The organism is Mycoplasmoides fastidiosum (assembly GCF_024498275.1).
In the GTDB taxonomy this organism is placed as follows: domain Bacteria; phylum Bacillota_I; class Bacilli_A; order Mycoplasmatales; family Mycoplasmoidaceae; genus Mycoplasma_N; species Mycoplasma_N fastidiosum.
In genome coordinates, this window is sequence record NZ_CP101809.1 from 886,358 (window position 1) to 908,412 (window position 22,055).

A 22,055-nucleotide genomic window follows, 5' to 3' on the forward strand; every position below is an offset into this window, starting at 1 on the left:
ATGGCAATATTTTTATCGCCATTTTCATTTTTTTATTAAAAATTATTTACCAATTTGATATTCAATGTTCTGTAACGTGATTCCAGATTTACCTCTAGAAGCAGATGTGTTAGATTGATCTCATTGGTAAGAACTTACATCCATACCAATTCTATATTTAAAACCAAAATCTCCTACTTTAGTTAATTGCAGATAATAAATTACTCGCATTGCAGAGTAGTTGGCATTACTTCTTGTATTAGTAAAATTAAATAAAGATTGATCAAAACCATTAGAGCCATAATTTTGGTTTTGAAAAGCATAAAGTCGTTTAAATCAAAATTGATCATTATTGGCTTTTTTTCCAATTTCAGAAAAAGGAATGGTGAAAGATGTGTAAGGATCAGTTAAATCGTTTGGTCCATAAATGGATTCACCACTACCAGCATCTTTACCATCAGCTGTTCAACCTTTTAATCCTTTATTAAGAATTTTAGAGCTACCTGGACTGTTTAAAACAATGTTAGTTCGATTATTAGTCTCAGTTAAACCTGCAAATCTGAAAGTAATTTGGGTTTTTTCAGCAAATTCTTTTTCATTTTCAACATAATTGCTAAAATCTTCAGTTTGTTCTGTTGATCAAATTCGGTGGTAATGAAATAAATAAGGATCTCAGAAATTTCATCTACTTCTTACTTGATGTCCATTCTTATTGCTGTCTTGTGTTGCACCCGCAATGTTGGAATTAACTACTTTAATATTCAATTGTCGCACATCGCGATTAAAATTGCGAATTGGACCAATTTCGTCTTTATTAACAGCATTAGTACTTGCTGCTCCATCATAATAACGAGAAATTTCTAAATTATCAATTTTTAAAGAAGAATGAAAATCATTTTTATCAATATCACTAGCAAACTCAGATGAGCTATAAGCGAAATCTTTGGCAATAGAACTAACTTTAATTACTAATTGCCCACGCAAATTAACTCGAGCATTTAGCTTAACTAATAATTTGCCAAAGTTTTTCACTCGGCCATCGCTTAAATCATAACTAACAATTGTTTGATCTACACTGTTTCCGTTAATCAAACTACTAAAATTGAAATAACCGTAAACTGAAGTTTTATATTTTTGTACTTGGCCGTATTCTCCATCACGTACATCAAAATTTAAATCAAACTTAACTTGTGATCCAGGGTCTTTAGCAACCCCTTTTTTGTCTCAGCTATTGAAAAAATTAGTTTGTCATTTTTGATTTTCAAACCGTGCAGTTAGTAGTTCATCGCCTGTTTGAGTTTTAGAAACAACTGTGTTATCATTAATTTTGCTTTCAAAATTGTCAACTAACTCATAAACATATTTTTTCTGAGCATTATCAGTTAGAGTAACTGTATAATCTTTATCACTAATAACCGCACTATCTTGAAATAATGGTGCAACCACTTCTGGATTTTGCACTGGACCTCTAGGGTTTGGTCAGTATCATCTGTCCAAATCATTAGTACTATTTAAATTTCAAAAAATAAGTGGTTTGAAAATCTGATTGCCTTCAACTTTTTCAAAACTAACCTTAAATTGGTTTTCAGTTGGGATAGTTGAAAGATTTTGAGTAGTTAAATTATGAGCACCTAAATTAATTTCAACAAAAAACCGACCCCGCTTGTCAATGCGCATTTCCATGCTAGCAGAAACAGTTCCTTGCAAATCAGAAAAATCATCATTAACAGAGTAATGAAAAATCTGGTAGGTTTTGGATTTCACTAGTTCTAAATCTTTTAGTGAAAAACCAGTAATTAAGCCTTTGTCATATGAAACTACTTTATTTTGTTTGGTTACAGGATCAAACATTTCAAACTTAGTTTTAAATAAAAAGCCTAAATCTGGATCACGACGATTTTTAAAAGCTTGTTCAAACTGTTCTCTAGTAAACGAAGCCTTATATAATGAAACATAATTAGATTCATTAGGGCGTCGCACTCCTGTACTTGCAGCTTGTGCCACATTAAAAACAGCATTGTCATTAAAGGTTTCAGTAGTTAAATCAGTTGTTTTTAATTCAAATGATTGAGCTGTTTTAACATTTGGTTTTTGAATTACTTGTAAGTTACCAGTTTGTAAATCCCAATCTTTATATTGATTTTCAAAAATTGGTACCCGAAAATTTTGATCATAACCCGCTTCTAAAGAAGAGTTAGTAATGAAAATTTGGTTCCCTGTGGGTGAAAGTAAATAACCTGCTGCTCCACCAATTGCTGCAGTAAAAAAAGTAAATGGAACAAGAATTCTTAATTTGCGATTAAGCTTGTTTCATTTTCATGACTTAAATTTCATAGATTCTGATTGGTTTCTAAATTGAAAATGTTTAAAAAACTTTAGTTTATCTATTTTTTGTCACTAATTCAGACCACAAGTTAGATAACTTCTTTTAAGTTTGTGTTCGCAAAACAACAAACACCTTAGGGTGCAATCTGATTTTTATAGATAATTTTGAAAAAAAGTTATTTTGGTTTTGAACCAAAAAATAAACTAATTTTAAGGACAATTATCGTTAATTTTGCATAACGAAATTTGTCAAATGTAAAAAAATGGTGTTTCCAATTATTGCCAAAGCAATCAATTGATCATCGGTTGATGATTAAGAACAGTGTTGATTGTAACAAAGTTTTTGTTTTTTCTAACTAATTTTTATGACTCTTAAAATCAGCATTTCTGCTGGAAAAATCAGTACTTTCAGGAATTATCATAACGAAGTTTGAATTTCATTCATTAAAACACTGGTATAATACATTAGAAGAAAAATTGAGAAAAGTTTGAAATCAGAATTAAATTAATGGGTGGATAATTTCTACTGTTACTTCAATATTAAGATGCTGATTTAATACTGAACAAACTGATCAATTTTTAATAACTATTTATCAAACATAAAAGATTGGAAATTTAAGTTAAGTTAATAATGGAATTTACACAATTTATTACCGAAGCAGTTGAAGCTTTAGCCCAACCTAAACGGATTATTTTAATTGATGGGGATGACAAACGAACTCAAGATGCTGCGCGTGAACTAGTGAAAAAAACTAAAAATATCGTGCCAGTTTTACTATTTGAAAACGACCAGTTCCCAACTGATTTACCTGAAAGGGTTGAATGTGTTAACGTTTTTGCTGATCAAACACAACTAGAACGTTTTACTCAACAGTTTTTTGAACTACGTAAGGGTAAAGAAACTTTAGAAAAAGCACAAGCTTTCATGCAACACCGAATCAACATTGGGATGATGATGTATAAAAATCAACTTGTTGACGGAGTAGTTGGCGGATTATCTTATCCCACTTCTGATATTTTACGGGGAGGATTTAAAGTTTTTGGTTTAAAACCCAATAAAAAAACTTTTTCATCTGTCATGTTAATGCACCGAGGTAATGAACGATTAATTTTTGCAGACGTGGCTGTAAATTTAAATCCAACTAAAGATCAATTAGTTGACATTACCCAAAATGCAATTGAATTCAACCAAGCTATTAAATACATGCCAGATTCTAAAGTAGCAATGTTAAGTTTTTCCACTAAAGGAAGTGCTGAAACCGAACGAACTTTAGAAATTGCAGCTGCTGCTCAAACCGTTGCTAGTTTAAATGTAGCTGATGCTAGTGTGAAAGTAGCTGGAGAAATTCAATTTGATGCAGGAGTTGATGAAGTAATTCGTAAGAGCAAATACAAAGAATTGGTATACGATGGCAGTGCGAATATTTTCATTTTTCCAAACTTAGATGCTGGTAATATTAGTTATAAAGTTGCTCAACGTTTAGGTAATTGAGGCGCAGTTGGACCAGTTATTGTTGGAATCAATGGCGCTGTCAATGATTTATCACGCGGTTCTACTGTTGAAGATGTTGTTTACACTGCTATGGTAACTGCTTTGCAAAGTTAGAAAAATTTCAATTTTTTAACTTCAAAAAATATCACATGATGATGCACCTCATGTGATATCTTTTTTTATTGAACAAAAAGAAAATTCAGAAATTTTAGGGAGAAACTGTTGTTGAATAATAAACAAATTACATTTTCCAAACTAAAAGAAATGCTAATTAAGGGGATTGACAACATCATTGCCCAATCTGACTATATTAATGATTTAAATGTTTTTCCAGTGCCAGATGGTGATACTGGTTTAAATTTAAAACAGACATTATCTAAAGCAATGGAGGCTGTTTCGCATCAAAATTTCAACGGAATTAATGATTTTAGTAAAACTTTTGCCCGCGAAACTTTAATGAATGCTCGAGGTAATTCGGGAATTATTATTAGTCGAGTTATTCGGGGTCTAACTATGCCATTAGACCATTGTGTTGATGATGTTAATCTTGATGATTTTTTTAATGCCTTTCAAAAATCATACGAAATTTCGTATACCGCAGTCCAAAATCCAACTGAAGGAACAATGCTTTCGGTCACGCGTTTTATCGCTGAAGCTTTAGAAACCCAAAAACCGAACATTGAAAGTATTGAGCAATTATTAACGATTGTTTATGCAGCAGCTGCTAATGCAGTAATTCAGTCACCTAATTTATTACCCGTATTAAAAGAAAACAACGCAATTGATTCGGGGGCTTTTGCTTTATTGCAGTTTTATCGCGGCTTTTTAGAAGCTAATGATCTGCCTATTACTGAATATAATCTCTTTCAAGAATTAAGTGTTCAATCTGCTAAAGATCAACAAAAAGAATTGCTGAAACAAAAACAATCCAACTTTGAAGAAAAATCAGGATTTGGATATTGTTGTGAATTTGTGCTACGTTTGGGCTTAAAAATCGCGCCCAATCAAAAAACCAAACGTGATTATCAATACGACGAAATTATTAATGATTTAGATGCTTATAATGCTGAATCAGTTGTTATTGTGCAAGAAGATGATATTCTGAAAATCCACGCCCATTTACTAGCTCCTGATAAATTGTTAAAAATTGGTCAACGATATGGTGAATTCATTTCAGTGAAAATTGAAAACATGAATTTACAATTTCAAGAGCACATTGCTGATCGGTTCCAAAAATACGAATCAGACGATTTAATTCTTGATAAAAAAAGCGCAATCTTCACTTTCTTACCCACAACCGAACTAAAACAATTCGTCCATGACCGGTATGGATTGGATTATTTATGGGATTTAGAAGCTCAAGGATCTCCAAATAACAAACACCTTGTGGAAGAGTTCTATGAAACTAAAGCCCAAAGAATTTATGTTTTCGCCATTAATGCAAAACAAAAACGTAAATTAACAAACGCTGAACAATTCATTAACCGAAAGCAAAATTTACAAATCATTCAAGTTTCTTCTTACATGAACGCTTTGTTTTTACTAAGTTTTTATGAAAAACGCCGCCCAAATTGGTGAAACAAAAAATTATTGCAACGGATCGCGCAGTACTTTAATCACTTATTCATTACCGAAAAAGTGAACAGTAATGATAACACAAAAAGCTTTGTTTTAAAAAACGGACGAAAAACCGTGTTAGAATCATCTAATCTAATTGAAGTTAGTGAAAAAATGTTAGAAATTTTTCTACGCATTCGGTCTTCGTTCAAAACTTTTGATGTTGTGCTTTTATATAATGATCAAACAGCCAATCAAACCATTCCTCACATTACCCAACTTTTAAAACAAGACCAACGGGTTATAGAAGTCCATGATTTTTTTGTTGAATCAGAAAAGAATTTATTAACAATTGGATTAATTAAAAATGGCGAAGAAAATTAATTTAACCGTTGATTTAATGGGTGCTGAATCTGATTATGTTGAAGCCATCAGAGCTTGTGAAAAATTTTTAGCTGAACATGATGATTTGCAATTATGCCTAGTTGCTACTGCTGAAGTTTTAGATCAAGTTACTAACCCCCAATTCCAAAAAATTGTGGCTCAATCTGAAATTAAACAAGATGATTCCATCATGGCAGCCAGACGAAAAACTGATTCATCTATGTATTTAGGTCTACAAGCTTTAGCTAACCAGCAAACTCACGGGTTATTATCAGCGGGTAATACTAATGCTTTTGTGACCCTAACTTATGCAATAGTTGGTTTAAAACCCAATATTAATAAACCCGCATTCATGCCGTTTGTACCTACTTCTACCAAAAATAAAACTTTTAATATTTTAGATGTTGGGGCTAATTTGGAAGTTAATGCTCAAGAACTAGTGCAATTTGCGACTATGGCCGATGAATTTAATAAAAAAGTTTTGCAAATCCCTCATCCTCGGGTAGGGATTTTAAACATTGGTACTGAAAAACATAAAGGCTTTAGCTACCATCAAGAAGCAGCTGAGTTATTAAAAAATGATCCGAAGATTAACTACATTGGGTTCATTGAACCAAAAACCATTTTAGAGAATGTTTGTGATATTGTTGTTTGTGATGGTTATGCTGGCAATCTTGTTTTAAAAGCCATGGAAGGCACTAGTATGACTTTAGCAAAAGTCATTAAACAATATTTCCAAAAATCGATTTGAACCAAGCTTTCTTATTTATTTGTCCGGGGAATGGTTCAAAATTTACGAACCACTTTTGATTACAAAAATAATGCAGGTGCAATTATTTTAGGCGTCAATGGTTTAGTGGTGAAAACCCACGGCTCAGCTGGTTTTTTAGAATATTATAGTTCTTTACGTCTGTTGTATCAGATGGCTAAAAGTGATTACTAATTTTAGTAAACAAAAATCAATGCGTAATTCTGCTTATTAGATTTCAAATAAAAAACAACCAGAATTACGTATTGATATTTGATTTAATTTTTACTAAAATTAAACATGATCAAACCAGCCATTAATCACTTGCCATCCAGAGTCAAAACGCCTTAACGATAAAGAAGGGATGTCATCAAAAATGACCAATAAAAAAAATCTCCTTCAGAACCACCATGATTCTGAACCCCAAACCCATAAGGAACGAATTCAAGCTTTAAAGCAGTATTTAGCCCAACTAAAAATTAATGTTAAAAAATTTGATTATTATTTGCATGCTTTAACTCATCGTTCTTATACTAATGAAATTAATGAAACCTATTCTTATGAACGCTTAGAATACTTGGGTGATGCTGTATTAGATTTAATTGTTTGTGAAGCTTTATTCAATATGTCTAATGAACTAACTGAAGGTGAAATGTCCACCATTCAACGGATGTTAGTGCAACAAAACACCATGGTGCGTGCTGCAAAAGAAATTGGTTTAGACAAATACATTTTTATTGGTAAAAGTTTAAGACATAATATTCCAGATAAAGTAATTTGTGATTGTTTTGAAGCCTTTGTTGCTGCAATTTATTTAGACCAAGGCAATAAAAACTACATTAAAAAATTAGTCAACAATACCTTATTACGATACTATTGGACTCATGATTTAGAAGAATCAACTGATTATAAATCAATTTTGCAAGAGCTATTACAAACCCAAACTAGTCGCAAGATCGATTACAAATTCAAGCACGATAAAAAAAACAACGAGTATAACGTCGTTGTTATGGTTGATGAAGTAATTTATGGTCGAGGCACTGCGAAAACCATTCGGGCCGCTGAAAAAATTGCAGCTAAAAATGCTTTAAATAAATACAAACAAAATTAATTGGTTTTTATTAATTTCTTAATAACTCCGTGCAAAATAAACTCAACAGTTAGCCGGTTGTTGAGAAAAAACACACGGGATTTGAACTTCAGAATTAACAGTTGTGGCGTTGTTTTCTAATGGGTTTTTTATACAACGAATGGAAAAACCAGTTTGAGCAGCTTTAAAATTTTCCTCATTATTCTTGTCATTGAATCAAGGGGCTAAAGCAATTTTACCAGCTTTCACTGTTGTTATAACTTGTTCCCAATTCTGACATTCAACCACCGCATTAACTAAGCGTCGGTAAGAACGATTGTACATTTCGGTTTTGTACCACTGAATTTTTTGAAGCAATCATTCATTTAATTCAGTAAGTGGTACTATTGTTTTTTCGCGGTCTAATCTGTCAATAACAACCACTTGGTTTTCAGCAATCTCTTTTTGTCCAACCACAAGACTGAACGGAGTACCTAACAATTCTTGGGTTTGAATTTTAAAACCAAAACTCTTATTCGAATGATCGGTTTTCACGCGGTAATTTTTTAATAAATTATTGAGTTGATTTAAAAATTGTTGACTTTGTTCATCAGAATTTTTCACTAAATTTAAAACTGCAATTTGATGTGGTGCAACGTCAAAAGGCAAGACTAAACCAAAATTATCACCATGACTCATAATAATTGCTCCTAAAATTCTGGTTGAAATTCCTGCAGAAGTTTGAAAGGGAAAAGTTTTTTCATTATTTTGGGAATTAAAGGTGATTTCAAATGGTTTAGTAAAGTTGGTACCCAAATAATGAGCAGTACAAGATTGTAACATTTGTCCATCTGGCATAAATGATTCTAGAGTGTAAGTTGCATCTGCACCAGCAAACTTTTCAAGAATTGTTTTTTGTCCTGCGAGAAAACCAATGTTTAAATAATCTCGTAAACATTCTTGATAAATATTGAAAACATCAGCTACCATTTGGTGTGCTTCGGTTGCAGTTGCATGAATAGTGTGTAACTCTTGTCAGTAAAATTCTGATGTCCTTAAAAATGCTTTTGTATTTTTTTCAGCCCGGAAAACATTACACCACTGGTTAACTTGCATTGGTAATTGGTTATAACTTTGTAAATTAGTTTTGAAATAATGACAAAAAGTAATTTCACTTGTTGGACGCAAAATTACTGAATGAGAATGATCAGTTTTTGATTTATAAACAAGAAATAATTCTGGAGCAAAACCAGCTACATGATCTTTTTCTTTCGCCAATGATTCATGGGTTAAAAAACTGGGAAACCCAACATTACTAATTCCTAGTTGTTGAAATTTTTGGTTGATGAAAAATTGAATTTGTTCTCAAATTGCTCAAGCATGAGGCAAAATTAAAATAGTCCCCTTAACTAAACCTGGTTGTGCTAGTTTAGCATTTTCGACAACACTTTCGTACCAGCCACTAAAATCTTCAGCTTGGTTTTTAATACGGGATTGATTCATAAAATTCAGTTGTTCTTTTTGGTTTTACTTAATAAAAGTAATTTTCATGGATGATAATTTTGTCTTGATCAGCAAAATATTTCTGATAAATCTGATCAATGAATTGAAGATCAGGAATTTCAAAAGTTAAAGCTTTAGCTGCTCCAGCAGCCATTGCATAAACTAATAATTCTTTTAAATTATCTAAACTCATTATGTTATCTGATTTAATTTGCAAATAGTGACTGACAAAAGCCCCTAACATTGTGTCTCCACAGCCTTGAAACCCTATAATTGGTTCTTTTTGAAAACGAATGTTTGGACGACCAATTATAATTTGGTTAGCATGCACTAAAACAGCACCATCAGCACCTAATGAAATTAATAAAAACTTAATGCGAAATCGCTTAAAAAAACTGATCGCTTTTAAAATTATTTCTTGATAAATTGGCGCTAAATCAATGATTGGTTCAGTTAATTGAAATTCTTCTCTTAATTTAACTTTTCGTTTGTCAAAAAATTCATCCAATTCAGCTAAGTTGGGTTTAAATAAAAAAGTTATTTCTTTAAGCAATAATGAATTAACTAACAAATTACTATCACTTATAATTTGGGCATTTTTAGTTTTAGCAATTTGATGCAACCGACGAATGAATTCTTCAACTTTAGTGACATAAGCAGCTTTATTAACCCCTAAAATCTGGAATTGATCATCTAATAAAACCGGTAAATTACCATTAACACTAATGAAATCGCCAGTTTTAACATGTGTTTCTAAATAATTTAAAATTTTTTCAGTTCAGTTTCAATTAGTCATGAAATTTTGATCATTAATTTCGGTCATTGTTTGGTTGAACATAATTTTTGCATTAACACGTAAATGCAATAACGCTTCAAACCAAACAAATTGTTCAGCAATTTGGGGATGAGTCTTAATTCAATCGCACACATAGCCCTGATTTGGATCATTAGTTAAAACAAGGGCTTTACTGGGAATTTGATGAGCTAAACTACAAAGACTAACATTCACGCCTTTACCGCCATAAACAATGTAGGGAACTCCAAAACTGGAATTTTTCAGATCTATTTGTTTATTAAGTTTAGCAAAATCAAAACTAGCTCGATTAGTTGTTCCAATCGTTATTGGTTTATTTAGTTTATAAATATAATCAACTGCAGGACTTAAAGTAATTGTATAAAACATAAGACTTATTTTTTAGGTGTTAAGATATTTGTTGAAGAAGTATGGCGCAATTCGTTTTTAGCAACTAAAAGTACGGTACGAATTGTTGGTTCTAGCTCCTGATTACGAGTCGCTAAATCTAGTTCATGTTGCACATCGTTAACATTACGAATGCCCCGAACTAAATATTGACACCCATTTAATCTAGCACAAATTACCCCAAATCCATTGTTTTTAATTACAGCAACATTGGTTAGTTTTAGTTCGGCAATTTTAGCTTGAGCTCGTTCTAAACGTTCATCAATTGGAGAAGCATTGGTTTTATAAGGATTATAGCTCACAGCTACGTATACAAAATCAAACAGGCCCGCTGCTTGTAATAAAACATCAACATGGCCTGAATGAAAAATCTCAAAAGTTCCCGCAAAAAGCGCTTTTTTAGTCTTCATTTTTTAGATAAAAATCACTAAAAATTTTACTCAATGGTGAATAATAATTCACCTTTTTTTACTTGTCCACTAGTTTTGTGAAAAACGATTTTATGTTCCCCAATCGTATCGTTTTGCACTAAAACCATAACATGATCACTTTTAGCATTTTGGTTAATTAAATCAAGATTCATTTCACACAATTTAGTACCGACATTCATTTCAGTTTTAATGGCAATCTCTTCTTTGGTGAAAGGGTTTTCTCCGCTTAAATTAACTGTATCAACTCCCAAGTGTAATAGAACAGTAACTTCAGTCACTGGATCTTGAAACACATAAGCATGACCAGTATCAAATGATACTTCCAATGAGCCTTTCATAAAAGTATAGATTGCTCCGTTATCTGGTTTAATCGCAAGACCTTTACCTAACATTCCACTAGAAAAAGCCTCATCTGGAACATTTTTTAGATCAACTAAAGTTCCGTCAACTGGAGCATAAATATTAGTGCTATTAGTTTTTTTAGCACCAAATAGGTTCTTAATTCTTTGAATGAAATTCATTGTAATTTCTCAATTTCTAATCTAATTCTTTAATGTCATTTGGATCAATTGCAATGTTGTTGCTTCGGCCCATCATTTCAATTTGCACAATTACTTCTCTGGTTTTTTCACGAATTTCTTTCACAATACCAGGCATGTTTAGTTTAATTAAAAAAACTTCTTGATCAATTTTTAAATTAATTGGTTCATAATGTTCTTCAATAACCGGCTCAGCTAATGTTTCTTCAGCTAAACTAACTGGTGGAGTTGGAGTAGATTGTTCAACTGCTGTAACTCCAACTAGTTCTGATTCGATAACTGGGATTGGTTCAACTGGTGTTGATGCAATTGAACCTAATTCAGTTGCAACTGCACTAGTTGTTTCAGCTGTTGCAGTTTCGGGTTTATGATGAACTACTGAAGTCACTCCACTACCAAAACCAGCAGCTTGGTCTTCTTTATCGAATTGAAACAGTAAATTTACATCTAATTCTGGAATGATATCCATATCCAATTGATCGGCTGTTTTTTTAGATTTTTTAGTTGGTTTAGCCGTTGTGGTTGCAGTTTGTTTAGAAGAAGTAATAATTTGATCTGCTAGATGTTTCTCTAACAAGTATTTTTGCAAATCAGGAATCTCTTGATTAATAAAAGGACTAACCATTTGATTAAAATCATGATCAAAAATGATTTCAGGTGATCCCGCAACTCCTAAAAAATAAGTTCCTGGCGCTCAAGATAACACAGCTCGATGAATTTTGGGTTCATTAAGCATGCGAACAAAAATCATTCCTTGATAAGGTTTGCTTTCAATAATGCGAACACGAATAAAATTGCCATTACGAATTTGAATCCACTGTGATTTTTTGGTAATTCGAAAAGCTTTTGGTAATTTTTCAGAAGACGGATGAATTTCTTCAGATTCTTCAATGCGATAATCTTTCACAACTAACACATCAACAATCGCGTGTTCTAAACGATAAGAAGTAATGTGTTCACGAATCATTTTCGCGACAGAATCTTCGTTGCTAACATTAGTCTTTAATGCATACCAATAATAGTCAGCATAGTGGGTATTGTTCATAATTATTAGTGAATAATCTTTTCTTTCATCATTTATCAATTAATGGTCAAAACGTTATTTAATGAAACCAGCAATAATGGAAATCACATAAAAAAGAACCGCAAACAACACGGTGATGGTAATCACGATCCCGTATGCTTCTCAAAGTTTTTTACCTTTCAACCAAGTAATGCGGTTAAATTCTTTGACAATTCCATTAAAAAGAATTAATGAACGTTGTCAAAACACTTTCATTCAAGTTTTAATAAAAGAATTTGTTGGTCGTTTTGATTTTGCAGTTCGGGGTTTTTTAGCTGTTGGTTTGACAGCAGCAGTTTTGGTAGTTTTAGAACTGGTATCATTAATTGCTGCTTCAAGTTCTTTAGATTTAAAAATTTTCATGCTGATTGCTTAACGGGTTTCTTTATGAATTTGAGTTTTTTGACAATGCTTACAGTACTTGGACAATTCTAAACGATAAGTTCGATTATTGGAAAGCTTGAATTTGTAATTCCGATTCAAACAAACATCACAAATTAAAATGGCGTTTTTAGTTTTCATTGAGCGATGATTTTAAAGCCTTCCGCAAATGCTTTTTGCAATTAATTAGTTTCAAATGCCAATTAATATGTTATTATACCATTTTATTTGCACTAGGTGGTCAATATAATCAGTAATCTACTGATGACTAACCGCTTATTGCACCATTTTTATCATTCTTGAAGACGGAATATTCTTTTAATTCTTGTGTTAGAATGGAAGATAGTTCCGCCTCAAATAACTTTATCATTTTGCTTTAATTGAATTCCCAGAATTTCTTGGTGATCCAGAATCACATTGGGATTTAACTAAGTCATGATAAAAATTCAGATCGGAGGTTTTAGATGAATTTGTTTTTTAAAAAGAAAACAAAAAAAGAATCTAAAAATCTTAACTCATTTACTAAGCCAAAACCATTTAGTTTTGGTGCTGGATTTGCAAACCGCAATAAACTCAACAATATTACTGATGAGAAAGCGGATATTATTGCCAAATCCATTCCCAGTTTGAACGTTAAAAAACGAATTGTCGTAACTGGTTTTACCTTAATTACTTTACTAGCATTTTTGAGTGCTATTAGTACAATTTTTTACATTATTGCAATTAGTCACTCTTATGCAATTGGTGTAGGTAGTTATTCTAATTACAACGATTTAGGTAACCGCATTTTCTTTGTTTTATTACCTTCATTCTGAAGCGATTTTATTCTAGCTAAAACCGGGACAATTTATTCGTTCTTCCGAAGTATTCAAGCCAACATTATTTTTGCTTCCAATAATGAAGCTTTTGTTTTTGCGTTAAGTTTTTACATTAGTTTTTTTGCTTTTTTAACCCAATGTTTAGTGATGATCACTTTATTATCAATTGCGATTTATCAAAAAATTATTCGGAATATTTTTATTGCCTTATTTTCGCTGATTCCAATTTTAGGAACCGTGATTTGTGTTTACTATTTAGGTGTGTTACACTTTGAACATACCTTTAAATACCAGAAAATCTTTAACCGAAATAACACAAATTTTGCAAATCAGGATTTAAATTTAAAAGAACAATTGGATTTATTGAATGAATCTATTATTAACATTCAAAAAGATCCAACTACTGCAACTCCTGAGCCTAATCCCATCAAAAAAATACCAACTGAAAGCTTTAAAACTGATGAGCCGATTGTCATTGAAACAGAAGCTTTTAGTTTTGAAGATCCAATTGGTAAATAAGAGTTTAATTATAAGATTGAGCGATGGTTAATAAATCATTATAGACTTGTTCAAAGTTAGGTGCAGCCATTAAATATGAACCAGTCACATAAGTATCAACATATTGTCTAGTTAATCTGATGACATTGGGTCGAACCCCACCATCCAAAATAATTTCAATATCCAAATTTAATTTCAGAATTAATTGTCTTAAATGTCTTAATTTACGCGTCGTGAAAGAAAGATATTTTTGCCCGCCTGCTCCTGGGCGCACTCCCATCATCACCACTTTTTTTACTTTCTTTAAAAAAGGGATTAACGGAAATAAATCTTCATAAGTTTTAATCGCTAGTCCAGCAGCAATATGCGGAGTTTGATTAATTAAATCTAATGCAGCATGGATATTACTAGTAATATCAGCATCACCATGGATCACAATTGCTTGGACATCTTTATCCAAGTATTGTCGGACATTTTCAACAACATTTTTAGTCATCAAATGTACTCCAACTTTAATTTGATGTTCCCGAATTAAATCTAAATATTCAAATTTATAAGCGGTTGCGCCCACATAATTTGGATGCATAACATCATAATGAATTCAGCTAATTCCTATTTCAGCGCATTTAGCAATTTGTTCGCGCATCTGAGTTTTAGTAAAAGCTAATAACGAAGGTTGGATTGATTTTTCCACAATAAGTTCCTAACAACAAAAATAGTTCAATAAATATCAATATTTCAAAAAATATCAACATTTTAAATTATAAAGCATTTATTTTTAGACCCTTCTTTTTAACACTCGATTACATCGCATAATAACTTAAAACTCCCTAAATTAATTAGGGGGTTTTCTTTAATTGATTCCGTATTTTTTAATTTATTTTTTGTTAGTGAAATTAAGTTCAACAATCTGGTTTGTAGTATAATAGCGATGATTAGACCATAATAATTTATGGACTATTGTAAAAAATTAAGAAGGATTTTATTGCTTAAATGGTGATTAAAAAATTAAAGTTGAAATCAAAATTTTGATTGGCATTTTTCAGTCTTAGTTCTAGTTCTGCTTTTGTTTTATCTGCTTGTTCTGATGCTTTAAATAGTCGACCCAAAACTTTGGATACTCCTCCTGAACACGAAAAACCTAACCAAACTAATGATAATCAAGTCCCTTTAGAACTGCCTAAAGTCACTCCTCCAGCAACTGATTCTAACGTTAAAGATGAAGCTGCTGAATATGCAAAAAATCGCATTCGGTATGTTGCTTTAGGTGATTCTATCACTGCTGGATATAATGGTGATTTAGCTGGCATTGATACAAGTGGTCAATTTAATTTTGAAACCAAACAAATTGTTGGCTGAAGTTATCCTTCTTATTTTGCCAGTTATGTGGAACAAACTCAACCAGGTTCAATTGGTAGTTATCATAACTTAGGTTTAAGTGGATCAACAATTGATGATTGATTGTATTTGTTAGGCGACAATGTTGTTGGTTATAATCCTACTAGTCGATCTGCTTTATTTAATTCTTTTAAAAAAGATAATGAAGCTCACAAAAATCCCTATGCAAATCGATTCAGCAAATATTTTGGTGAAAATGAAAATGCTTTTAAACCAACTGGATTTAATAAATCATTAGAAAAAATTAAAGATGCAACTTTAATTACTATCACTTTATCAGCAAATGATTTTTTTAATAAATTTCCTTTTTTTAATCTTTTTAATAGTTCTACTAATTTTAGTTCTATTCAATCCCAAGTTGAAAGCATTGCTAAACAAATTGAAAATAATTATGTGAAACTAATTCAAAAAATTAGTTCACTTAATCCTCGTGCCAGAATTGTATTGCTTAATTATCCCAAACCTTTATTGAGACTTTCTAATTTACTCGAAACTGAAATTGCTAAAATTAGTTCAAACTTATATAAAAATGGAGAAAAAATTACTGTTTTTCAAACCTTATTTGATAGAGTTAATAAAATTTCTTTTAATACCTATAAACATATAGATGATAAGAACAATGTTGATTTCATCAGTGCATTTAATCAAAATTTCTGAGAAAAATACGCTAAAGATTTATCTCATAATATTTTTGATATTCATCCTACAAAATTTGGTCAAAAACAAATGGGCTTGGAATTATTTTTAAAATTATCTAAAACAACTACAGATAATTCAGATTCAAATCCTTTTTGAAAAGAATCAAATAATTATAAAAATGAAGATGCTAATACTTTTAAAAAATTCTTAAAATTTAATTCAAATATTAATTTACAAAAATTAATTAGTAATTATGTTGCTAAAGATAATAAACCTATTGTTTTATTAAATAATTTATCTAATGACATAAATTCTGATCTGGAGAAAATTGAAAAACAGAAAAATTGATCTTATCCTTTAAAGTATTTTCTTAATAATTTAAATATTCAAGGCAATGTTATTTATTCCAAAATAAAATCATTCATTTTTCTTGGAGAAATAGAATCAAATGAACTTGATGCTTTCCTAATTAAAAAATATGATGACAAGTCTAATCTTGTTCATTTAATTAATTTTTTCTAAAAGATAAATCTTTTTTAATGGTGCTTTAAATAAATCAGTTGAAATGTTGGATAATCTTGAAAATCAAAATTTCACAAAAGAAATTTTAGAAACAAATTTAAAAAAATCTTTTCAAAATGATATTGAATCTAATTTTTTAAATTTAGCGTTTGAATTATCAGATTTATCAAAAGAAAAATTTATTAAAGAGCAAATAACAGAAATTCAAGAATTAATTAAACCCAACAAGAAACTAAATACAATTTTTGTCCATTTATTAAAACAGTTTTTACCAACTTTTGAATTTATTAAAAAATTTAATTTTGAAGAATTAGTTAAAAAATCTGATTTTGAAACCAAAACCCAAAAATTTGTGGAAAGTTTATTGGCAATAATACTTTTGGGAAAAGGTTCTATTTATATCATCCCATCTAAATTGAACAACTATATAAAAGAATTAAATGCATCTACTTAATTAATCATATTTAAAATAACGAAACAACAAAAAGTAACCTTCTTGGTTACTTTTTGTTTTCTAAATTATTTAAGAATTCATTAATTCTGAAATATGAAATACAAACTAAAAATGGAAAATATAATTATTGAGATAAAAGAATTATCAACAATTAAATTTGCTTTTTGATGGGCAATTTTATGAACTAAAAAAGCCAAATGATGCTTTTATAGTATAATAGTGCCAATTAAACCTTAATGCATAATGCATTAAATGAATTTAATTAATTGAATTAAGGACTTAATTATCTAAATGATTAAAAAACTAAAATTTAAATCTAAATTTTTATTTGGCCTTTTCAGTATTAGTTCCATTTCTGCTTTTGTCTTATCTGCTTGTTCAGATATTTTGAGTATTCCACCTCAAATTTCAAGTAATCACTCTGAACAAGAATCATCTGATACAAATAGCGAAACTAATGCATCAGCCAACACTTTTCCTAAAATTGATGGTAATCAATCATCTGAAAAATCATCTAGAATTACCCCTCCCTCGGCTGAATCTGAAACTACCAAGCCTACTAATCCTGTTGAACCAAAAGTTGGTCCACAATCTAAAGATAATGTAGATAAAAATGATCAACATCACATTCGATATGTTGCTTTAGGTGATTCTGTTGTCGCTGGTTATAATGGTGATTTAGCTGGAATTGATACAAGTGGTGAATTTAATTCAACCACCAAGCAGATTACAGGTTGAAGTTATCCCTCTTATTTTGCTAGTTATGTTGAACAAGTACAACCTGGATCAATTACTAGTTATGATAATTTGGCATTAAGTGGTTCTACAATTGATGACTGGTTATATTTGTTAGGTGATACTGTTAGTGGTTATAGTCCTGAAAATCGTTTTAACTTATTCAACTCTTTAAAAGAAGATAATAAGAAAAATGGAAATCCTTACCAAAACAGGTTTGATAAATATTTTGGTCAAGGTGAAGATGCATTCAAACAAAAAGGTTTTAATGAATCTTTAGAAAAAATTAAAGCTGCAAACTTAATTACTATTACGTTATCAGCAAATGATTTTTTCAATAAATTCAATTTTGCCAACTTGTTTGGTAAAAATGATTTAAATACACTGAACGAACAAATTAAATTAATTGTGGGAGAAATTGAAAATAATTACATTAAATTAGTGAATAAATTACAAAAAATTAACCCCCATGCAACCATTGTTTTGGTTAATTACCCCCAACCATTATTGCGATTAACACATTTAATTAATCAAGAATTAGCCAAAAGTTTTTCAGGTCAAAGTTTAGAAACTAATAATTATTTAAAATTTTTCTTTGATTCAATTAATCAAATTCCTCACGGAGTTTATACAAAACTAACCAATAAAGATAAAATAAATTTTGTAAGTGTTTTTAATGCAACTTTTTGAAAAAATCATTCAAAAGAATTAACCCACAATTTATTCGATATTCATCCAACCAAATATGGTCAAAAACAAGTTGGATTAGAATTATTTTTAAAACTAAGCTTGGATCAAACCCAAATTAATTCACACGATAAAGAAAATCCAATCGGTGAACTAAAAAAATTAAATCCATTTTGGGTAATGGATGAACATTATCTGAAAGAAGATTTGGGCACCTTTCGACAATTCTTAAAATTTGGTTCAGAAAATGATTTTTCAACATTAGTTAAAAAATATGTTGGAACTAAAGATAAACCTTTAGTTTTAACCGATAATTTACCTAATGATACAAATGCAGACTTAGAAAAAATTGAAAAGAAAGAAAATTGATCTTCTCCATTAAGATTTTTCTTAAATAATTTAACAAACTCTAATGGTAATGCTAATCTTTATAGTGTTTTAAAATCTTTATTATTTCCAACAGCAAACACTAATAAATTAGATGAATTCATGACAACAACATATGAAGGAAAATCTAATTTTGTTCATATGTTGAATTATTTACTAGAAGACGGATCATTTTTAAACAAAACTTTAAATGATTTAGTTAAAAAATTGGATAGTTTGGAAAATCAAGATTTTGATAAGGCTATTTTAGAGCAAACTTTACAAACAGTTTTTAGCACCATTAATCCAATTAATTATGTAAGCATACTTACTCAATTCTTAAATTTATCAACCCAAGATTTCATAAAAAACAACTTGAAGTGGTTAGAAAATTAATTGAACCAAATGGTGATTTAAATATTATTGTTGTTAATTTAGCAAAACAATTTTTGCCAAAAATTGCAACTTTAAATTCTTTAGTTAAAGCCTTATTAGGAGTTGGTAATAAAAATCTTGATGGATTAGTTGAAAAATCTAATTTTGAAACAGCAACACAAAAATTTGCTCAAGAATTATTAACAATATTTCTAATAGGTCCTGGAAATTTATTTCAAATTACTGCAAAATTAGCTAGTTATATTGATGAATTAAATGGCATTTCTAAATCTACTGCTAATTAATTACAAATTAAAACACCTAATAATACATAAAAAAGCAACCTAAAAAAGTTGCTTTTTTATGTACATTTTTATCCTCGATGAATTTTTTATGAATTAATAATTTATATAAATGTTTTAGAAATAAAATCAGCATATTGTTAAAAATACATAATTTCTAATTTTATTTTTAATTATTTGTTAAAGGCTTCTAATCCTTCCACATTGATTTTTTAAGTACAAATAAGAACTAGAAAACCATATTTTATTTTTATAGTATAATATCGCAATTAAGTTATGATAAAAATTATTTATCAAAACTTAATAAATTAAATTAAGGATTTTATTGTTTAAATGATTAAAAAACTGAAATTTAAATCTAAATTTTTATTTAGCATTTTCAGTATTAGCTCTATTTCTGCTTTTGTTTTATCTGCTTGTTCAGATATTTTGAGCATTCCACCCCGAATCTCAAATAATCATTCTGGACAAGAATCATCCAATACAAATAGTGATGCTAATGCATCACCAAGAACTTTTCCTAACATTGATGGCAATCAATCTTCTACAAATTCATCAAGAGTCATCCCTTCTTCTACTGGATCTGGGACTAGCAAACCTAATAACTCTGCTGAATCAAAATCTAAAGATTCTGTAGATGAAAACGATCAACAGCGTATTCGCTATGTTGCCTTAGGTGATTCAATTACAGCTGGTTATAATGGTGACTTAGCCGGAATTGATACCAGTGGCGATTTTGATACAACCGCAAAAAATATTACAGGTTGAAGTTACCCCTCTTATTTTGCTAGTTATATTGAACAAACTCAACCAGGTTTAATTGGTAGTTATCATAATTTAGGTTTAAGTGGTTCTACAATTGATGATTGATTGTATTTATTAGGCGATACTGTCAGTGGTTATCATCCAGAAAACCGATTTAATTTATTTAATTCTCTAAAAGAAGACAATAAGAAGTATGAAAATCCTTATCAAAATAGATTTGATACCTATTTTGGTCAAGGTGCAGACGCATTTAAACAAAAAGGATTTACTGAATCTTTAAAGAAGATTAGAGCAGCAAACCTAATTACTATTACACTATCAGCAAATGATTTTTTCAATAAATTTAATTTTGCTAATTTATTTGGAAAAATTAATTTAACCCAACTGAACCAACAAATCAATTTAGTTGTTGAAGAGATTCAAACTAATTACATTAAATTGGTCAAGAAATTACAATCCATTAATCCTCAAGCAACCATTGTTTTGGTTAATTATCCTCAGCCATTATTACGATTAACACATTTAATTAATCAAGAACTTGCCAAAATTTTTAAAGGTCAAAGTTTAAAAACTAATAATTATTTAGAATTTTTCTTTGATTCTATTAATCAAATTCCTCGTGGTGTTTATACCAAACTAACTAATAAAAATAAAGTGAATTTTGTAAGTGTTTTTAATCCGACTTTTTGAAAACAACACTCAAAAGAATTAACTCACAATTTATTTGATATTCATCCAACCAAATATGGTCAAAAACAAATTGGCTTAGAATTATTTTTAAAACTAAGTTTGAATCAAACTCAAATTGAATCACACGATAAAGAAAATCTAACTAGTGAACTAAAAAAATTAAATCCATTTTGAGCTATGGATGAACAATATCTAACTCAAGATTTAGGTACTTTTCATCAATTTTTAAAATTTGGGTCTGAAACTAGTTTTGCAACATTGGTTGAAAAATATGTTGGTACTAAAGATAAACCTTTAGTTTTGACCGATAATTTATCTAATGACACAAATACAGACTTAGAAAACATTGGAAAGAAAGAAAATTGATCTTCTCCATTAAGATTTTTCTTAAATAATTTAGCAAATTCTAATGGCAATGGCAACCTTTATAGTGTTTTAAAATCTTTATTATTTCCAACAGCCACAAACACTAATAAATTAGATGAATTCATGACAACAATATATGAAGGAAAATCTAATTTTATTCATATATTGAATTATCTATTAGAAGACGGATCATTTTTAAACAAAACTTTAAATGATTTAGTTAAAAAATTGGATAGTTTAGAAAATCAAGATTTTGATAAAGCCATTTTAGAACAAACTTTTCAAACAGTTTTTAGCACCATTAATCCAATTAATTATGTAAGCATACTTACTCAATTCTTAAATTTATCAACCCAAGATTTTATAAAAAAACAGTTGGGAAAAATTCAAGAATTAATTAAGCCAGATGGAGATTTAAATACTATTGTTCTAAATTTATTGAAACAATTTTTACCTAAACTTGAAAGTTTAAATTCTATTGTCAAAATAGTATTAGGAATTCAAAGCAAGAACCTTAAAGATTTAATAAGCAAACCTAATTTTGAAACCATTACCAAAAATTTTGCTAAAGATTTGTTAACAATATTTTTAGTAGGTCCTGGTGGACTAACTCAAATCACTGCAAAATTAGCTAGTTACATTGATGAATTAAATGGCACTTCTAAATCTTCTGCTAATTAATTCCATCTTAAAACATGTAGTAATACATAAAAAATGCAACCCTAAAAGGTTGCATTTTTTATGTACATTTTTATCAATGATGAATTT

The 22,055-nt window shown here is 29.8% G+C and carries 19 protein-coding genes; 10 read left to right on the top strand and 9 right to left on the bottom strand.

Annotated features, from left to right (window positions below; translation table 4 throughout):
- Positions 1 to 42: 42 nt before the first annotated feature.
- Positions 43 to 2,313 carry a hypothetical protein gene (locus tag NPA10_RS03115; protein ID WP_256547251.1) on the bottom strand — a complete coding sequence of 757 codons (2,271 nt, stop codon included), beginning with the start codon at positions 2,311 to 2,313 and terminating at the stop codon, positions 43 to 45.
- Positions 2,314 to 2,935: 622 nt separating this feature from the next.
- Between NPA10_RS03115 and NPA10_RS03120 the strand changes: the two genes are divergently transcribed.
- From NPA10_RS03120 to rnc, 4 genes are all read left to right on the top strand, one after another.
- Entirely contained in the window at positions 2,936 to 3,910 is a 975-nt protein-coding gene (locus tag NPA10_RS03120; RefSeq protein ID WP_256547252.1) for a phosphotransacetylase, read from the top strand.
- Positions 3,911 to 4,021: 111 nt separating this feature from the next.
- Positions 4,022 to 5,737 carry a DAK2 domain-containing protein gene (locus NPA10_RS03125; RefSeq protein WP_256547253.1) on the top strand — a complete coding sequence of 572 codons (1,716 nt, stop codon included), beginning with the start codon at positions 4,022 to 4,024 and terminating at the stop codon, positions 5,735 to 5,737.
- Positions 5,721 to 6,680, top strand: a complete 960-nt coding sequence (plsX, locus tag NPA10_RS03130) for a phosphate acyltransferase PlsX (protein WP_256547254.1) — start codon at positions 5,721 to 5,723, stop codon at positions 6,678 to 6,680. The genes NPA10_RS03125 and plsX overlap by 17 nt, the downstream gene beginning before the upstream one ends.
- 181 nt (positions 6,681 to 6,861) lie before the next feature.
- A complete protein-coding gene (gene rnc, locus NPA10_RS03135) occupies positions 6,862 to 7,596 on the top strand; it encodes a ribonuclease III (protein ID WP_256547255.1) in 735 nt (244 codons plus the stop codon).
- 18 nt (positions 7,597 to 7,614) lie between these two features.
- Here the strand turns inward: rnc and proS are convergent, their stop codons facing one another.
- The 7 genes from proS to rpmG are packed head-to-tail and all read right to left on the bottom strand — an operon-like array spanning position 7,615 to position 12,813.
- Positions 7,615 to 9,057: a proline--tRNA ligase gene (gene proS, locus NPA10_RS03140; RefSeq protein WP_256547256.1), complete on the bottom strand. Its 1,443-nt coding sequence runs from the start codon at positions 9,055 to 9,057 to the stop codon at positions 7,615 to 7,617.
- Positions 9,058 to 9,085: 28 nt separating this feature from the next.
- Positions 9,086 to 10,240 (bottom strand): PfkB family carbohydrate kinase, encoded by a 1,155-nt coding sequence (locus tag NPA10_RS03145; protein WP_256547257.1) that lies wholly within the window; start codon positions 10,238 to 10,240, stop codon positions 9,086 to 9,088.
- A gap of 5 nt (positions 10,241 to 10,245) precedes the next feature.
- On the bottom strand, positions 10,246 to 10,668 hold the full coding sequence (gene coaD / locus NPA10_RS03150; protein WP_256547258.1) for a pantetheine-phosphate adenylyltransferase: 423 nt from the start codon (positions 10,666 to 10,668) through the stop codon (positions 10,246 to 10,248).
- 26 nt (positions 10,669 to 10,694) lie between these two features.
- Positions 10,695 to 11,210 carry a PTS sugar transporter subunit IIA gene (locus tag NPA10_RS03155; RefSeq protein ID WP_256547259.1) on the bottom strand — a complete coding sequence of 172 codons (516 nt, stop codon included), beginning with the start codon at positions 11,208 to 11,210 and terminating at the stop codon, positions 10,695 to 10,697.
- Between the two features lie 16 nt (positions 11,211 to 11,226).
- On the bottom strand, positions 11,227 to 12,273 hold the full coding sequence (locus NPA10_RS03160) for a hypothetical protein (RefSeq protein WP_256547260.1): 1,047 nt from the start codon (positions 12,271 to 12,273) through the stop codon (positions 11,227 to 11,229).
- Between the two features lie 54 nt (positions 12,274 to 12,327).
- Positions 12,328 to 12,654, bottom strand: a complete 327-nt coding sequence (secE, locus tag NPA10_RS03165; RefSeq protein ID WP_256547261.1) for a preprotein translocase subunit SecE — start codon at positions 12,652 to 12,654, stop codon at positions 12,328 to 12,330.
- Positions 12,655 to 12,663: 9 nt separating this feature from the next.
- Complete coding sequence (gene rpmG, locus NPA10_RS03170; RefSeq protein WP_256547262.1) at positions 12,664 to 12,813, bottom strand: 50S ribosomal protein L33; 150 nt, start codon at positions 12,811 to 12,813, stop codon at positions 12,664 to 12,666.
- Positions 12,814 to 13,136: 323 nt separating this feature from the next.
- Here rpmG and NPA10_RS03175 point away from each other — a divergent pair, with 323 nt between their 5' ends.
- Complete coding sequence (locus tag NPA10_RS03175; RefSeq protein ID WP_256547263.1) at positions 13,137 to 14,009, top strand: hypothetical protein; 873 nt, start codon at positions 13,137 to 13,139, stop codon at positions 14,007 to 14,009.
- A 4-nt stretch (positions 14,010 to 14,013) separates the two neighbouring features.
- On the opposite strand, the gene NPA10_RS03180 is transcribed toward NPA10_RS03175, so the two are convergent.
- Positions 14,014 to 14,682 carry a beta/alpha barrel domain-containing protein gene (locus tag NPA10_RS03180; RefSeq protein ID WP_256547264.1) on the bottom strand — a complete coding sequence of 223 codons (669 nt, stop codon included), beginning with the start codon at positions 14,680 to 14,682 and terminating at the stop codon, positions 14,014 to 14,016.
- Positions 14,683 to 15,002: 320 nt separating this feature from the next.
- Here NPA10_RS03180 and NPA10_RS03185 point away from each other — a divergent pair, with 320 nt between their 5' ends.
- The 5 genes from NPA10_RS03185 to NPA10_RS03205 all read left to right on the top strand — a co-directional run bounded on the left by NPA10_RS03185 (position 15,003) and on the right by NPA10_RS03205 (position 21,968).
- The gene (locus tag NPA10_RS03185; RefSeq protein WP_256547265.1) at positions 15,003 to 16,547 is read left to right on the top strand and encodes an SGNH/GDSL hydrolase family protein; all 1,545 of its coding nucleotides are present in this window, start codon (positions 15,003 to 15,005) and stop codon (positions 16,545 to 16,547) included.
- A gap of 43 nt (positions 16,548 to 16,590) precedes the next feature.
- Complete coding sequence (locus tag NPA10_RS03190; protein WP_256547266.1) at positions 16,591 to 17,001, top strand: hypothetical protein; 411 nt, start codon at positions 16,591 to 16,593, stop codon at positions 16,999 to 17,001.
- A 291-nt stretch (positions 17,002 to 17,292) separates the two neighbouring features.
- Positions 17,293 to 19,185, top strand: coding sequence for an SGNH/GDSL hydrolase family protein (locus NPA10_RS03195; protein WP_256547267.1), 1,893 nt, complete (start codon positions 17,293 to 17,295; stop codon positions 19,183 to 19,185).
- Positions 19,170 to 19,469 carry a hypothetical protein gene (locus tag NPA10_RS03200; RefSeq protein ID WP_256547268.1) on the top strand — a complete coding sequence of 100 codons (300 nt, stop codon included), beginning with the start codon at positions 19,170 to 19,172 and terminating at the stop codon, positions 19,467 to 19,469. Before NPA10_RS03195 ends, NPA10_RS03200 begins: the two co-directional genes overlap by 16 nt.
- Before the next feature lie 330 nt (positions 19,470 to 19,799).
- On the top strand, positions 19,800 to 21,968 hold the full coding sequence (locus tag NPA10_RS03205; protein WP_256547269.1) for an SGNH/GDSL hydrolase family protein: 2,169 nt from the start codon (positions 19,800 to 19,802) through the stop codon (positions 21,966 to 21,968).
- Positions 21,969 to 22,055 lie beyond the last annotated feature (87 nt).